The organism is Bacteroidales bacterium, assembly GCA_014860575.1.
Taxonomy (GTDB): Bacteria; Bacteroidota; Bacteroidia; order Bacteroidales; family JAAYJT01; genus JAAYJT01.
Map to the genome: position 1 here is coordinate 53,531 of JACZJK010000001.1, position 16,301 is coordinate 69,831.

Below are 16,301 nucleotides of genomic sequence, written 5' to 3' on the forward strand. Positions count from 1 at the left end.
TTACTCAGCCATAAGGGATTCGTAAGGAATTTTGAGTTTGTGATGCAAATTCCTGATCATTGCAAGTGTGAGTTTGCGTTTACCACTGAAAATCTCTGATACACGGCTTTTATAGCCGATGATTTCAGCCAGATCCTTATTGCTCATACCCATTTGTTCCATTCTGAATTTGATGGCCTCAATGGGATCGGGAGCTTCAATTGGGTAATACTCATCTTCATACTTCTCGATCAAAATGGATAACAATTCGGCTTCATCCCCTTCGGGTGTATTTTCAGGTGCATCAAATATCTGATCCAGCCTTTCCAGGGCATTCTCATAATCCTTTTCTGTTTTAAGAAGCTTGATATTCATATTCTTAAATTTTATCAGCGTCAATATTATTATAATCCTGGTGTGATCCGATGAATCTTATAAAGACCCATCCTCTATGATAATTAATCCGGGTTATAAGTCTGTACCTGTTTCCGCAAATATTAAAAACTACTCTGCTGCTTTTCAGAATACTGGCCTTCGGAAACTCAGACTTAATATCAGTGGGAGCTCTCCATACAGCTTTTGAAGCTTCTTTATACCAGGTTTTAAGCTGCTCCTCCGAATCAGCATGTATTTCCCAAAACTGCCTGATTGTCTTTTTGGCTATAACTCTCATCAACTAACATTATTACCTGCAAAGATAAAACAAAGTTACCAATTTGGTAAAAATCTGCTAAATTAATTCTTGAGTTGACATAAGGTTGTTAATAACATTTTCAAACCGCTGGTTTATACATTTCAATAGCAACAATATGAACTTATTTTTTCTATATTTGTGCACTATTGAAGCACACAGCATCAAAACAGTACCATTTGAACTTCGAAATAAAACCAACAAACGTGATTAGCCTGACTAAAATCAGGATAATTTCAGGTGTTGTGCTTGGATTGCTTTATTCCTTCTCATTGTATTCTTTCTTATACATCATGAGAGAATCGCTCAGAATACTCTCTGTTACTGATGACTATGATGTTTGGTTACTTTCACGAGAAGAAGTAAATTTCTATAATCTTGTTCTTGCATTTATCTCAGTCATTATTGGGCAGTCAACTTGCTTTTGGTATTGGAACGACAGGCCCCGAAAATTACTCGAGAAGAATAAGCGATTAAGAATATCAATTCTAAACGATCAAAGAGTCTTAAATTGGTTTTTCCTTTATGTTTTCTTTCAACTTGCAGTTTTCTATGGTTACTATTTTGGGTTTACAATTAAAGGCGCTTTTTACACTTTCAGCCTATATCCCGACTATAAATACCTCTTTATCCTGATAATCATTGTACTGTTCTTAAATTCCTGGATAAGCATTTTAAAAATAATAAATGGCAAAAGAAAATTTTGGTTTTTAGCATCCGCTCTGGTGGTTTCTTTGATTTCCTTCTCATTTTCAAAAATAAACATGATTGATTACAGGGCTATAAATGCGATAATCTTGAATAAGAGCGTTTACAATAACTTTTTATTGGATCTCCCCGAATCGAATGCTGAGCATTTGTGGTATCCGAACTTTAAAGAACCTATTTACCTTGCTATGTCAAAGGGAAGTGACAAGAAAAGCATTCCAGTCATTATAATTAATAATTATGAGGTGGCATTTGATGATTTGCCAATAGTTCTTTCTGACCTATTGAGTCAAATAGATGAATTTCGGGCTAGATTCATGGCTTTTCGCCTCATCATTCATAAGGGAGTTCCAATGCAATATGTGCTCCGATTGCAAGAAGAACTATTAAAATCTGGCATTCATAGGGTTGCTTATGCCATAATACCGCATAACCCGGAATTTGATCAAAGATATTACCGGGATTTCTCATTTAATGTTCGACTCCCTGATTTCAAATACACTAAAGATGAGATTTATAAACTTGTAAGTGAGGCGGATGGAATAAAAAATGTGATTCTAATACAGCATGTAGACTCCAGGTTATATATTATTAACGACTCGTTGGTATTGGCAGATGAGCTTACGAGGTTCTATGAAAATATAATAAGAGAAGACTCGAATTATATCATCCTGTATGAGGTGAATGAAAAGAAAAGCTTAGAAGATTATTTAATTGTTTTGACTTCGTATGCAAAAGTATTGCATAGTATGCGTGATGAGCATTCAATAATCACTCTGGGCAAGTCTTACTACTCTCTGGAAATTGAACAACATAAAAATGTAACTGAAAAATACCAATATAGGCTTGTTGAACTCAGACAATAACACGGAACCGTTGATTCTACAAAGCGGGAAAGTTTAATCAAAAGTCAAAGTTAACTATTATAAGTCCTGAGTAAATTTACAGATCATAACGTCAGACTGTGTAAAAAGTCAGGATATAACTAGCAGTTTATTCATTAATCACAACTCCTCCTTCTTCATTAACCACAAACCAACATTCGTTAACCGGATACCAATTCCCCTTCTTTGAATGAATTGTGATGGTTTCAGGTTTATCTTTTGCCGGAACCTCAACAATCAGCTCAGTGTATTCCCCAAAGAATTTTTGGCTCAAAATACGTCCCTTAAAGGCATTTTCCTTGTTTGGCTCAGTAAGTTGAAATGATTCCGGGCGGATGGAAAGGGTAACTTTCGGTTTATCCAGATAAAGTTCGCTTTCAGCAGTAATAAACCCAATCGCAGTTTCAAATCCGTTTTTTACAGGTTTGGCTGAGATGAAATTGCTTTTCCCAAAAAAACTGGCCACATATGAATTGACAGGTTTTTGATAGAGATTTCCGGGCGAGTCAATTTGCAGAATTTTTCCATCTTTCAGTACCAAGGCTCTATCGGCAATGGCAAGTACATCTTTGGTGTCGTGGGTCACAAAAATAGCAGTAGTGCCGGAAGCCTTTATTATATCCCGGATCTCGCTACGTATCTGGTTTTTGAGAACACTGTCAATATTGCTAAAGGGTTCGTCAAAAAGGATCAGGTTTGGATTGGGCGCCAGGGCCCTTGCCAGGGCAACCCGCTGCCGCTGCCCACCGGAGAGTTGATGTGGATAGCGATGCTCAAGATCCTTCAAGCCTGTAAGCTCAATGAGTTCGCTGATCCTGACTGCTTTCTCTTTCTTTCCAAGCCTGAACAAGCCAAAACCAATGTTTTCAGATACAGTTTTATGCGGAAACAAAGCATAATCCTGGAAAACTATGCCGATGCCTCTTTTTTCAGGTTCGACAAAAAAACCATCACCTGAAACACGTTTTGTACCAAGCCATAACTCACCAGCATCAGGAACTTCAAATCCGGATATCATTCTAAGCACAGTTGTTTTACCACAACCACTTTCGCCAAGCAGCGCAAGGATTTCGCCCTGTTCAATTTCAAGGTTAAAACTGCTGACCGCCCAGGTGGCAGCGCCCGGATATTCTTTTCCAAGATTTATCGCCTTTAAAACACTCATGTTCTTCCTCTCCTCATCATTTTATTCAACAGATAAACAGGGATTAACCCTGCGATCACAATAATAACCGCTGCCGGCGCCGCTTCGGCCAGACGTTCGTCGCTGGCAAACTCAAAGGTCCTGATGGCCAGGGTGTCGAAGTTGAATGGGCGCAGTATTAGGGTCAGTGGCAATTCCTTCAGCACATCTATAAAAACCAGCAACGCTGCAGCTAGCACCGAAGTTTTTATCAGCGGTAAATTTACGCTTATCAAAGTTTTGAGTTTTGAAACTCCCAATGAACGCGAGGCTTGGTCGAGGCTTACGGGCACCCTTTCATTACCGCTACCGATGCTGTTGTAACCAATGGCTATGAATCGAACCAGGTAAGCGAATACCAGCGTGAACCAGGTTCCCAGCAATGTAATCTTCACGGCGTTTCTGATAAAGCCAGCTACACCCGCTTCGAACCACAGTAAAGCGACCAGCAATCCTATGGCTACAACCGCACCCGGCAGCGCATAACCAAGGGTTGAAAAGTATACTGCCAGTTTAACAAATGGCAACGGAAAGGTTCGAACCGTGTAGGCGATAAAAACGGCAAACACCGTTGTTATAATTGAAGCCAATAATGCCAGGGTAAAACTGTTGCGCAAAAGCATCAGGAAATCAGATGATAGCACTTCTGCAAAAACATGGGTTGTCCAGTAAATCATCATGCTAAAAGGTAGGAGGAAACCAAAAAGGAAGGGAATTGATACGATGCCGACTACCCACAATTGGTTCAAACCTTTGAGTTTCTTAGCCTGCAATGGCCTGCTCGCCGTGCTCATATCAAAACGCTTGTCCTTTCGCTGATAGCGTTCGAGCAATAGCAGTGCGAACACAAAAAACATAAGGAATGCAGAAAGCTTCAGCGCTGCATTTAAATTGCCAAAGGCAAACCAGGCATTGAAAATTCCGGTTGTGAAAGTGTCAACCCCGAAATACTTTACCAGTCCGTAATCGTTGAGGACTTCCATCAGCGCCAGCGAGATACCGGCAACTACTGCTGGTCGCGCCATAGGTAAAGCTACGCGCAGGAAAGATTGAAAAGGCGTCATACCCAGCGAAGCCGTCACTTCAAACAGCACCCTCGACTGCCTTAAAAAATAAGCGCGGGTGATAATATAGACGTAGGGATACAATGCCAGCGAGAAAATGATAATCGCGCCTGGCAGGCTCAGTACATCAAAAAACAGGTATTGCCCGGTATTGATACCAAAATTGTTTCGTGCAAAAACATACAACAGCGATGTGTAATCCAGGATGCCCGCCCAGGTAAAGCCACTGATGTAGGCTGGTAATGCAATGGGTAAAATCAAGCCCCATTCAAAAAAGCGGCGGCCAGGGAAACGGTACATGCTTACGATCCATGATGTGCTGACACCGAGCACAAAAGTGAAAACCGCCACTCCGAGCATCAGCAAAAAAGTGTTGACAACGTATCCTGGAACAAGATTTTTCAGGATATGTATCCAGATTTCGCCACCCTCTGTAAAAACTCCTCCCAGGATGATGATCAGAGGAATAGAGATAAGGAGAGTGACTGTAAGCAGCAGCAGCACCCAGGGGTTAAGGAGATAGGTCGATATTTTTTTGAGCCTTTTAAGCATTATTGTATAAGTTGGCAGTTGGCAATGAGCGCGCTGCCTACTGCCACTGCTCACTGCCTACTCAAAATTTACTCCCACCCTACCCTGTTAAATATCAGCATTGCTTCTTCCAGGTGCTGCCCAAGCCTGCTCAAAGCCACTGTATCTTCTTTAAACTGTCCCCATTCCTCAAGTAGCTCAGGCCACAGCACGTCAGGGTTTACCGGGTATTCAAAGTTTTCTTCCGCCAAGGTTTGTTGAGCCGGAAAATCAAGCATGAATTCCATTAACCGGATGGCGTTTTCAGTATTTGCCGATGCCGAAGTTACGCCCATGCCACTGATATTGACATGACTTCCCCGGCCATCCTGGTTGGGAAAGAAAATCCCGGCTTGCTCTGCAACTTCACGTTCTTCCGGGTTGGTAGAATTTAACAGCAAACCCATATAATAAGTATTGACGATGGCTACATCACCAGTTCCGGCAGCAATGGCTTTTACCTGATCGCGGTCGTTGCCACGGGGAGGCTGGGCCATGTTGGCAACCAGTCCTGCAGCCCAATGTGCAGCACTTTCCGAACCGTTGGCGGCGATAATAGATGCCATCAGGGTTTGATTATAATGGCTTTGTGAAGAGCGCACCAGCACACGGTTTTTCCATTGTGGCATTGTTAAATCTTCATAGCTGTTAAGTTCTGAAGCGTTAACACGGGCCTTATCGTAAACGATAACACGGGCACGCTTGGTCAGTGCGAACCAATGCCCGTTGGGATCGCGCAGGTAAGCAGGTACAATACTGAATATCTTCTCAGAGTTTACTGGTTGCAGCAAGCCTTCTTCCATGGCTGCTATCATCCGGCCAGCATCGGCAGTGATAAGCAGATCGGCTGGAGAGGTGTTGCCCTCAAGTTTCAAACGGTTGATCAACTGATCAGTGTCAGCCTTCACGAGGTTCACACGAATGCCGGTTTCATCTGTAAACTTTTTAAATAGATATTCATCAGATCGGTAATGACGGCCTGAATAAACGTTTACTTCTTCGGATTTTTGCTGGCAAGCGTAAAAGCCGGAAAGCAGGAAAATAGCAACTAGAATTTGAATTATTTTAAGCATCGAATAGTTATTTGTGTGCTTGTATTAACATGTCTGTTAAATGATTGTTTTGGTTCAGCACAGGATTGCGGCGATGATTTTGCAAAGGCTTGAGCACGCCTTACAATCTTTGCTATTTTAGCCGGATAAACACCGAAACTAAAATCAGCGCAGTGAAAGATCAATTCACGGAAATTTTTAGCCGGTTCAATGCCTCGGGAACGTTGTGTGATGCTGCGCCAATCGGTTCGGGCCATATTCATGCGACTTTTCTTCTAAGGACTTCTGAACCTGACGCGGCAGATTGCATCCTGCAAAAAATTAATCATCAGGTTTTTACGGATGTGAATTTGCTGATGAACAACATTCAGCACGTTACGCAGCATCTTCAGCAAAAAAGAATATCAGAAGATGGTTTCGTGGTTCTTGAGGTGGTTCGAACCAAAAACGGCCAAAATTACCTTGTCGATGCTCTAGGCAATTTCTGGCGCATGTTTCTGAACGTTCAGGGCAGCATAAGTTATGATAAGGTTCCCAACACTGTTATTGCTTACGAAGCTGGAAAGGCTTACGGTCACTTCCTTTATAGCTTGCATGACTTTCCAGTTCAGACGCTTCAGCCTGTGATCCCTGAATTTCATTCTCTTTCAAAACGCTTTCGGGATTTTGAAAAGGCAGTGGAAAATGATCCTGCAAATCGAAAATCAGAAGTTAAATCTGAGCTTGAATTGGTGTATTCGCAGATTGATGAAATGAAGATCGTAACTGAACTGGAGAAGCAGGGGAGGTGTCCGCTTCGCGTAACGCATAACGACACCAAAATCAACAATGTGCTGTTTAATGCGCAGGGAAAGGCCATTTGTGTGATTGACCTTGATACCGTGATGCCCGGACTTTCGCTGTATGATTTCGGTGATGCAATCAGAACGGCTGCCGCCACCGCTGCAGAAGATGAGCAAGATCTTTCAAAGATGAAAATTGACTTGCAAATATTCGAAGCTTTTACAAAAGGATTCCTGGAAAAAACACATGGCATTTTAACTCAGGATGAAATCTCTTACCTGGCGTTTTCCTGCCGCTATATCACTTTCATCCAGGGAATAAGGTTTCTAACGGACTTCCTTGATGGCGATAAATATTACAAAACAAGCAGCGAAAATCACAATCTTTTCCGGGCCAGAGCGCAATTTAAGCTGGCGGAGAGCATGAGGGAGGATTTTAAGGAGATGCAGGGGATTGTTATGAATGGTTGCTAAACAGCAGCCGTTTGGGACACAAATCACTTTTTTTTGGCATGAATGCACGAATCAGGGCTTTATTCGTGCATTGGTGGCAACCTTCTTTTCTTATTATCAGTACAAATCACTCAACCCAAAATCCGGTTTCTTGCTGATCCAGCGACCATTGGTGAAATCGGGGAAAGGCATGGGGGCGCTGCCCATAGCAATTGATTTTTCGCTCAGCGGGGTGATAGCAAGCATGGTGGCGGCATCATATACATCAATAGGTGGCGCTGTGTTTCGTTTCGCTGATTCCACAAAAGCGTTGATCATGAACCAGTCCATGCCGCCATGGCCGGCGCCTGCGGCATCATCCTGGTAACGTTTCCAAAGCGGATGATCATATTTTTCGAGCCATAGCTGTTGGTCATCCCAGCGGTGGCCTTCCGAAACTCCTTCCACATGAATGGATTTGTTCACATCCATCCACAAGCCCTTGGTACCCTGCACCCTGAAAGCAAGCGAGTAAGGACGGGGCAAATTGGTATCATGGCTTACCAGTACTTTTTCGCCATTGCTGCATTGAATGAGCGTAGTCACCACATCACCCAGCTTCCATTCAAGCCTTGCGTTGGGATGGTTAGGGTCAACCTCATTCAGATATTCCTGCAATCCCCTGGCCTTGGTTGACATTGAAACAAGGTGAGTGAAACGGTTCCCTCGGTTGATATTGATATAATTCATGATAGGCCCCGCCCCATGTGTCGGATATAAATCGCCGTTGCGGTGCAGGGAGTGAATGGTTCTCCATTTGGCTTCACTCAAGGCATTTTCGCCAAACTCCGAACCGCGGGAGTAAACAGTTTCCCCATCGTTGAATTTTACATTCCTGAGATCGTGCTGGTAACCACATTCAATGTGGATCAACTCGCCAAACACATTGTTACGAACCATGTTGAGCACGGCCATCACATCGCGGCGGTAGCAAACATTTTCGAGAAAGAAAAAATGCGACCCGGTTTCTTCATGCGTATTAACCAGGTTCCAGCACTGATCAATCGAAAAAGCGCCGGAAACTTCACAGCCCACGTACAATCCATGCTTCATGGCTGCAACTGCCTGACGACTATGCCAGGTCCAAGGTGTAGAAATGATAACTGCATCCAGTTTTTCTTTGTCAAGCATCTTCAGATAATCGTAAACACCTTGACCATAGGCATCAGGCTTTTTCAGGTCCATCTGTTCAAACATTTTCATCGAGGAGGCAATTGCTTTTGGTTCGGGATCGGCAATACATGGAACAATGCAATCGCCACGCCTGAGGATTAGATCCAGATTACCCCGGCCCCGCAAGCCCACACCAATAAATCCAACCCGCAGTTTTTCGCCATCTTTGGCAGACAATGGTGTTGGCATTGAATGAAAAACAGGTTCAGGCAAATCAACCGGGTTGATATTGCCAGTGCATTTCCACCCAGGGCAGTCACTCCCAAACCGCCCAGTAAGGATGTTTTTATAAATTTTCTACGATTAAATTTGTTCTTCATATTCGTCGAATTATTTTTTACTTACAATTTCAAAACAACGTTGTCCGGCAAATAATGGTAAAATAATTAATTCCCTTTATTTGTGAAACCTCTACGAGGTTTTGGGTTAATTGGGTTACTTTTTGCTACAATAATTCTATCGCCTACAGCGAACCATTTTTGCAATTAGAGGAGTTCCGCGTAGTGGATAAAGTATTGTAGATTAACGGTTTGTTATTTCTGATTTTCCACGTAGTGGATACACAAGATTCTGCCGGTCCATAGTAATTTAAAAACATGAAATCAGTATTCATTTATCAGTTCCTGTTTGATCCAATACAGTTCCAAATCGTAGCGCCAAACCTTGAACGACCTCATGGAATCCGAAATAGCCTTTAGGTCAATTCCTTGCCTGCTGAAAACGTTGTCGCTTTCAGCCTCATTGAACTCAGTTATTATAAGCCGAGGCTTATAATTATTAATTGGATCTTCGAAATTTAAATAATCATGCCTGACTCCTATTGTTTTGGCTTTTGTACCGGCTGCCAGCGTATTAGCCCATATACCCAGGACCGGCTGTGAGCCAAAATCGTATTGCCGCAAATACGCATCCACTGCTTTGATGTCGAAAGTGCGCCGCTGATACGCTTTATAATTGTCGCTGTATTGAAAGATCATTAATACAATTACTATTGCGAATATGGCAACCTGCCACTTCATCAAATTCTGTGTAAGTGCTGTAAGTGAAAGCGCCGCGAACAAGCCGGTGGCCGCAATCAGTGAAAGGAAATAGCGGGTTGGCAGATACACCATTGCTATTTTGTGTTGTTCAACCAACAGCCATACAAATGCGAAGATCAATGGCAATGAAATAGATCGGTTACCTGGCTTTCTGAAAATTGTAAAAACAAGAACCAGCAGGCTTATGGCACCCGTGATCAGTAATGTTTTCAATTCCGAAACCCAGATCAGGTGCCTGAAATTAAACCGGTAAACTGTAAGAATACCCGAAATGGTATCGGCAAAACGCTCGCTGGTTTCATACGATAAGATATAATTATAGAACGCCGAATGCGGTAAATACCACACCAAAACGTAAATCAACGCAAATGCCAGAGTAGACAGAGCTGAAACCCCGAAGAAGCGAAATCTTAAGGTACGCTTATCCTTATCAGGTTCGAACAATGCAAACAGTAAAAATGCGACCGGAGGAACAACCGCAATGTATGCAAACTGAATTTTGGTTCCATAAGCCAGGAAGACAAGGAAAGAAGCAACAACTGCCCAAATATATTGAGTTTTAATCTTGCCCTCATGTTTTTCGAACCGAATGAGTGCATACACAGCAAGCAAAATAAAATTGATTGCAAAAGTCTCAATCATCGCGTAATGCGTAAACTGAAAGAAATGATATTGCGATAAAATAAGCATGGCATACAATGCCGCCGGTAGAGTGTATTTCTTTTCTGTTGCCAGCAGAAATACTACTGCCAATGTGAATAAAAGCGAAACTATCCTGGCAACGAGGATGTCGGTTCCAAAAACCAGGAAAAAAGGAAAGAGCACCAGATTAAAAACCGGGGAAATAATAAAGGAGTTGCTGTTGTACAAATCAAGTTTGCCGTGGTTGATATAATCTCTTAATTGTGCTGTGTGCAGACCCTCGTCAGTCCATGCCCCCCTTGTGTTCAGACTTACCTGTGTGTCGGGATCGGAAAGAAGGAAAGGGATATGTGTAAGACCAATACAGAGCAGGAAAATCGCCAGGGCATATCTTTTCATTGATGGGATATTATTAGCTATTCCGAGTTATTCCTTGCTTTTTGAAGAAAATTGTTGAGCGGAAGTAATGTTCTAAAAACCCTTAGGCTATGATCCATAAAGTCGGCAGCAAACAAACGCTCTTCCGTAAGATTATGGGTTACCACATAGGATTTGTATTTCAGCAGATCAATATCGGGCCAATCAGCAGCATAGCCCTTGGGTGGCCGGCTTAGTTTGTCAAAATCGTCCAGCTTCCCGAAATAATCAAGGAATTCCGGCTGGCTGATAATTGCTTTGAACTCACCGGTATTGAAATAAATTTCATCTCGAACGGCTTTCAATAGTTCAGGTGGAGGCATATACAAACCACCCGCAAGGAAACTTTGTCCCGGTTCAATATGAATATAGTATCCGGGAGAATTGCCTTTGCGCCCGGTTTTTGAAATAAATGCGCCAATATGGGTTTTATAGGGTGATTTATCGTTCGAGAACCTCACATCACGGTAAATGCGAAAAATGCAATCATCCGGGTTTACGGAATGTATTTCGGGATCAAACCGGGCAATCTCAGGAATAATACCGCCGAGAAATTTAAGCATGGAGTCTTTTATGGCGTCATACGCTTTTTTATTATTCTGAAACCAATCGCGGTTGTTGTTGGCTGCCAACTCAGTGAGAAAGTCAACGGTTTTCTTTACATCCATTTTTGTTGGTGTTAAATTAAAAAAATTAGTTTTCGTAACTGCAAGAGTTCTTTTATATCTTAGTGCCAAAATTAACAATAATGCATTTGCAAAAATCTACGACGGTATTTATTCTCCTGGCAGTGGCTTTTTTCTTATTCGGTGGCAATCACCGGCTGTTTGCGCAGGCTTCTAATTTTCCTACAGGGGCCAGGTCAGCGGGAATGGCAGGTGCATCGGTAGCCTCATCGGATGTGTGGGCTACTTTTAACAACCCGGCCATGCTTGCGCAAATCAATGAAATTCAAGCCGGACTGAATTACGAAAACCGTTTCATGGTCAGGGAACTAGGTATCAGCAGTCTCTCGGCAATATTGCCTGTTAATGCCGGAGCGTTCGGACTGGCTTTCAATCAGTTTGGTTCGAACCTTTACAGCCAGAGTTTTCTTGGCGTTTCTTACGGCCGCAAATTTACCGATCGTTTTCAGGCCGGTGTGCGCTTAGATGCGCGGCATACCAGGCTGGCCGAAGATTATGGCCGCCGAACCAATGTTTCATTTGCGATAGGCTTTGCAGCAAATCTCACCGATGACCTGGTTCTTGGAGCAGCACTGTTCAATCCTGTGCGTATTAAATCAGCCGGGGATTTTGACGAATATTTGCCGGCAATATACAGGGCCGGGCTTGCCTATCGGATCGAAAACAATTTTACCATAACCGTTGAGACTGAAAAAGATGTCAGGTATAAACCTTCTTTCCGGGCCGGGATAGAATACAGGTTCAAAGAAATAGCATCGGTGCGGGCAGGAATTGGCGCCAACCCCTTGAACCATGCCTTTGGCTTTGGCTTTCATTTCAGGAATTTTGTGTTTGATATAGCAGCGTTGAGGCATGAAGTGCTTGGATATTCACCGCAGGCATCAATCATTTGGATCGCGAAATAAGATGAAAAGTAAAGTAGCACGACTTGTACTCAGAAAGCTTAGCAAGGCTTTATTCTTTCTTGCTTTTGTGATTTTCAACTTTGCTGATGTATTTTCCCAGGAACCTGTTGTGCCTGTTGAAACACAGCCAATTGAAGAAATACTGGAGCTTCATGCCGAATCAAGTGACGTAGAATACGATTACACTGATCTGCTGGCCGAACTTGAGTTTTTTCTTGCGAACCCGCTGCCCATTAACTTAGCCACCCATGATGAGCTCAGGCAACTTTTTTTCCTTAATGATATTCAAATCAATAACCTGCTCAAGTACATCAGCGATTATGGCAAGATAACAACCATTTACGAACTGGCTTATATTGATGGGTTCGACCGCGAAGTGATCACGATGCTTGAACCTTACATCACGCTCAGCGACCAAGCAAGGACCACACGGATAAAACCCGGGGATGCATTGCGTTATGGTAAGAACCAATTGTTTGTGCGTTACCAGCAATTGCTGGAAACCCAGCAAGGTTTTCTTCCGATTACCGATTCATTGCTGCAACAAAACCCAAACCAGCGCTATCCCGGCAGCCCGTTCCGGCTTTATACACGCTACGGCTACAATTACCGTAACCGATTACGCTGGGGTTTCACAGCCGAAAAAGATCCCGGCGAGGAATTCTTTAAAGGTTCGCAAAAAAGAGGGTATGATTTCTATTCAGGCTTTTTTTACATGAAAGGCGAAAAGCTTTTGCGGGATATTGTGATAGGCGATTATCACCTGCAGTTTGGCCAGGGTCTGACACTATGGACAACTTTTTCGTTCGGCAAGTCAACCAATGTTTCGGGAACGCGCAAAATACAGCGTGATATCAGGCCCAACACTTCGGTGAATGAAAACCAGTTTCTGCGGGGTAGCGCGGTTACGTTGGGCTATAAGCGATTTACCTTCACGGCTTTTGGTTCGCAAATAAATATTGATGCCACCATTGAACGAACGGATAGTGTAACGGGCGAAGTGTTAAGTGTGAGCGCCTTGCAATATACCGGACTGCACCGCACGCCCCGCGAGCTTGAAAACCGGCGTTCGCTGGGCGAAACCCTTTACGGTGGCAGGGCTTCACTTACCGGTTCGCGGTTCCAAACCGGTGTTACATTTTATAAGATGAAGTTTGATGCGAGCCTTGAGCCTTCGCAAAGTTTGTATAACCGATATTACTTTCGCGGAACCGAAAATCATGCTGCCGGCTTTGACATGCTTTATCTATTTAAAGGAGGGCAGTTTTTCGGAGAGGTTTCGCGAAGCGCATCCGGCGGAATGGCGATGCTTGCGGGTGGAACTTTGTTTCCATCATCGCGGATAGTGCTCAGCGGGATTTACCGCAAATACGACAGAGATTATCAGAACATTTATAACGCACCTTTTGCCGAATCTTCGGCAGCAGCAGGCGAGGAAGGACTTTTCCTTGGAGTTCTCTTCCTGGTTTCACCAAAAATTTCTTTTACTGGTTATACAGATTATTTCCGCTTCAGTTGGCTCCGCTTCGGTGTTGATGCACCATCGCGAGGGAAAGAATACCTTGGCGAATTTATCTATAACCTTTCACGGGCAGTTGAAATGAGGCTTCGCTACCGCTACAAGCAACGCGAACGCAACCTTTCGGGCAATGAATTAATGCCTGTGTTGGAACCCTATGAAAAGCAAAATCTGCGTTTTCATGTCCATTACCAGGCGATGCGGGCGTTGGCAGTGCGCACACGCGTTGAATGGGTGATGAATACCAGCGACGGAAAAAACCCGAAGCATGGTTACATGATGTACCAGGATGTGATCTGGAAGCCGGGTCAGCAACGCTGGGCATTCTCAGCGCGTTATGCCTTGTTTGATACCGACACCTTTGATGAACGCATTTATGCTTACGAAAACGATGTGCTTTACGCTTTCAGTGTTCCCTCCTACTATTACAAAGGCAGCCGTGCGTATTTGCTGATGCGCTTCCAGGCTTCCCGCAAACTTGATCTATGGCTGAGAATAAGCCAGACATGGTTCGCAAATGAAAGCACGCTTGGCAGCGGCTTGGATTTGATTGATGGAAACACAAGAACAGAGGTGAAAGCGCAGATCAGATACAGGTTTTAGATTTTTTACCGCGAAGACGCGAAGGCGCGAAGAGTTCAAGATACTAATTTTCTTCGCGTCTTTGCGTCTTTGCGGTGGAAGCATTATTCATCCAGCGAATATAAAAACCGCTTAATACTTTTTTTCGGGGTTTTCTCAAATTCTTCGGGGTAGATGCGGATGCCGGCAAGGTTCATATAAGCAGGCAATTCCTTGTTAAGGTGTTTGCGGTGGGCTTCCATGATCTCTTTCAGGTCATTTTCTGAAACGCCTTGTTTATCAACCGAATCGTAATCAGGATAAACCAATGCATAAATCTTATGGTCTTTTTCAACTAACACCGATTCCTGCACAAAAGCAAGGTTGTTAATTTTGGCTTCTATCTCTTCAGGATAAATATTCTGACCCGATGGGCCCAGTATCATACTTTTGCTTCGGCCTTTGATGAAAATGAAATTTTCCTTGTCAATGATGCCCAAATCGCCGGTGTGCAACCATCCCTTTTTATCAAGGGCCGCGCTTGTGGCTTCAGGGTTTTTATAATAGCCATGCATTACATTTTCGCCCCGGATCAGAATTTCGCCCACCTCATTGTATGGATCTGCTGAGTCAATGGTAACCTCCATATTATCAACAATTTTTCCGGCTGAACCAAGCTTGGTTTTATCCCAGTTGGCATAGCTGATCAGGGGGCCGCATTCAGTCATGCCATAACCAATGGAGAAGGGAAATTTTATCTTATTAAAAAATACTTCAACTTCCTGGTTGAGAGCCGCTCCTCCAATGACCACTTCAACGAAATTTCCTCCGAACACATCCACCAGTTTCTGCCGTATTTTTTTATGGATCACACTGTTGAGCCCGGGAACTTTTAGCAAGGTTTTCATCGTTCCTTTGCTGATGGCCGGTAAGATTTGCTTTTTATAGATTTTTTCAATCACCAGCGGAACCGATAATACCAGTCGTGGACGTATTTCCTTGAATGCCTGCAGGATGATCTGCGGTGAAGGAGTTTTGGTAAGGAAAGTGACATGGCAACCCAGGGTGAAAGGCCAGAGAAACTCGAACGCGCAGCCATAAGCGTGCGCCAGCGGTAAAAAGGAAACAATGGAATCGCCCGGCTCCAACGGCATATTGTTATTGGCATACACCACATTGGCGACCAAACTGTTGTGGGGGATCATCACGCCTTTGGTGAAGCCTGTTGTTCCCGAAGTATAGCTGATCACTGCCAAATCCTTGTTCGGTACCGGGTCAAACTGAATATCGGCGGGTTTAAGACCATCAGGATATCTAAGGGAAAACTGCTGGTTCATACTCTCAATCAACTGCATCACGGGATCAGGTTTCTTCTTTGAGATCACAGAAAAATTTGTGAGTGAAAGAACGCACTTTAGATTCGGCATATTTGCTTCATCCAATCCCTCAAAAATACTATCGGCTGCCAGCAGCATTACTGCATCGGAATGGTTCACGATATGGTGTATATCGCTGGGTTTGAAATCCGGAAGGATCGGAACAATGACGGCGCCATAAGTAATGGTAGCAAGGTAGCTTACTCCCCAATTGGCTGAATTTTTACCAATAAGGGCAATCTTGTCGCCATGCTTCAGATCGCAGGCATCAAAAATGGCATGAAGCTTCAGGATTCTTTCTGCAACCTGCGAGTATTTCAGGCCTTCACCTTTATAGTCGGCCATCGCAGTAATTTCCCAGTTTTTGCGAATGCTATCCTGGATAAACGAGGTTAGGTTTTCTTTCATCATGTGCTGTTTCCTTTTAGGTTGAATAATGGGGTGTGGCTTAAGCGTTTGATATTCTCATGCGTCATGATAACATCAAAAACAGCGTGCAAGTTACATAAATTTGGGAAGATGCAATGAGAAGAGTGGAAAGAATTGGGACGGGGGGTGTAGGGCATGGGGCTTAGGG

Annotated in this window: 13 protein-coding genes; 4 read left to right on the forward strand and 9 right to left on the reverse strand. The window is 43.5% G+C overall.

What is annotated here, in order from left to right; all coding sequences use genetic code 11:
* Both IH597_00175 and IH597_00180 read right to left on the reverse strand, forming a co-directional pair.
* Nucleotides 1–354, reverse strand: coding sequence for a helix-turn-helix domain-containing protein (locus IH597_00175; GenBank protein MBE0660859.1), 354 nt, complete (start codon nucleotides 352–354; stop codon nucleotides 1–3).
* 4 nt (nucleotides 355–358) lie between these two features.
* Complete coding sequence (locus IH597_00180) at nucleotides 359–652, reverse strand: type II toxin-antitoxin system HigB family toxin (protein MBE0660860.1); 294 nt, start codon at nucleotides 650–652, stop codon at nucleotides 359–361.
* Nucleotides 653–849: 197 nt separating this feature from the next.
* On the opposite strand from IH597_00180, the gene IH597_00185 reads away from it, so the two are divergent.
* Complete coding sequence (locus tag IH597_00185) at nucleotides 850–2,244, forward strand: hypothetical protein (protein MBE0660861.1); 1,395 nt, start codon at nucleotides 850–852, stop codon at nucleotides 2,242–2,244.
* Between the two features lie 127 nt (nucleotides 2,245–2,371).
* Here IH597_00185 and IH597_00190 read toward each other — a convergent pair whose 3' ends face one another.
* The 3 genes from IH597_00190 to IH597_00200 all read right to left on the reverse strand — a co-directional run bounded on the left by IH597_00190 (nucleotide 2,372) and on the right by IH597_00200 (nucleotide 6,152).
* Complete coding sequence (locus IH597_00190; protein ID MBE0660862.1) at nucleotides 2,372–3,427, reverse strand: ABC transporter ATP-binding protein; 1,056 nt, start codon at nucleotides 3,425–3,427, stop codon at nucleotides 2,372–2,374.
* Entirely contained in the window at nucleotides 3,424–5,061 is a 1,638-nt protein-coding gene (locus IH597_00195; GenBank protein MBE0660863.1) for an iron ABC transporter permease, read from the reverse strand. Before IH597_00195 ends, IH597_00190 begins: the two co-directional genes overlap by 4 nt.
* 68 nt (nucleotides 5,062–5,129) lie before the next feature.
* Nucleotides 5,130–6,152, reverse strand: coding sequence for a Fe(3+) ABC transporter substrate-binding protein (locus IH597_00200; GenBank protein ID MBE0660864.1), 1,023 nt, complete (start codon nucleotides 6,150–6,152; stop codon nucleotides 5,130–5,132).
* Nucleotides 6,153–6,304: 152 nt separating this feature from the next.
* On the opposite strand from IH597_00200, the gene IH597_00205 reads away from it, so the two are divergent.
* Nucleotides 6,305–7,387: an aminoglycoside phosphotransferase family protein gene (locus IH597_00205; GenBank protein ID MBE0660865.1), complete on the forward strand. Its 1,083-nt coding sequence runs from the start codon at nucleotides 6,305–6,307 to the stop codon at nucleotides 7,385–7,387.
* Nucleotides 7,388–7,483: 96 nt separating this feature from the next.
* Here IH597_00205 and IH597_00210 read toward each other — a convergent pair whose 3' ends face one another.
* The 3 genes from IH597_00210 to IH597_00220 form a co-directional block, all read right to left on the reverse strand.
* On the reverse strand, nucleotides 7,484–8,767 hold the full coding sequence (locus tag IH597_00210) for a Gfo/Idh/MocA family oxidoreductase (protein MBE0660866.1): 1,284 nt from the start codon (nucleotides 8,765–8,767) through the stop codon (nucleotides 7,484–7,486).
* 413 nt (nucleotides 8,768–9,180) lie between these two features.
* On the reverse strand, nucleotides 9,181–10,659 hold the full coding sequence (locus IH597_00215; GenBank protein MBE0660867.1) for a phospholipid carrier-dependent glycosyltransferase: 1,479 nt from the start codon (nucleotides 10,657–10,659) through the stop codon (nucleotides 9,181–9,183).
* 17 nt (nucleotides 10,660–10,676) lie between these two features.
* Nucleotides 10,677–11,345 (reverse strand): DUF2461 domain-containing protein, encoded by a 669-nt coding sequence (locus IH597_00220; protein MBE0660868.1) that lies wholly within the window; start codon nucleotides 11,343–11,345, stop codon nucleotides 10,677–10,679.
* Between the two features lie 80 nt (nucleotides 11,346–11,425).
* On the opposite strand from IH597_00220, the gene IH597_00225 reads away from it, so the two are divergent.
* Nucleotides 11,426–12,268: a hypothetical protein gene (locus tag IH597_00225; GenBank protein ID MBE0660869.1), complete on the forward strand. Its 843-nt coding sequence runs from the start codon at nucleotides 11,426–11,428 to the stop codon at nucleotides 12,266–12,268.
* A 1-nt stretch (nucleotide 12,269) separates the two neighbouring features.
* Entirely contained in the window at nucleotides 12,270–14,390 is a 2,121-nt protein-coding gene (locus tag IH597_00230) for a hypothetical protein (protein ID MBE0660870.1), read from the forward strand.
* An 83-nt stretch (nucleotides 14,391–14,473) separates the two neighbouring features.
* Here IH597_00230 and IH597_00235 read toward each other — a convergent pair whose 3' ends face one another.
* Nucleotides 14,474–16,132, reverse strand: coding sequence for an AMP-binding protein (locus IH597_00235; GenBank protein MBE0660871.1), 1,659 nt, complete (start codon nucleotides 16,130–16,132; stop codon nucleotides 14,474–14,476).
* Between the last annotated feature and the right edge of the window lie 169 nt (nucleotides 16,133–16,301).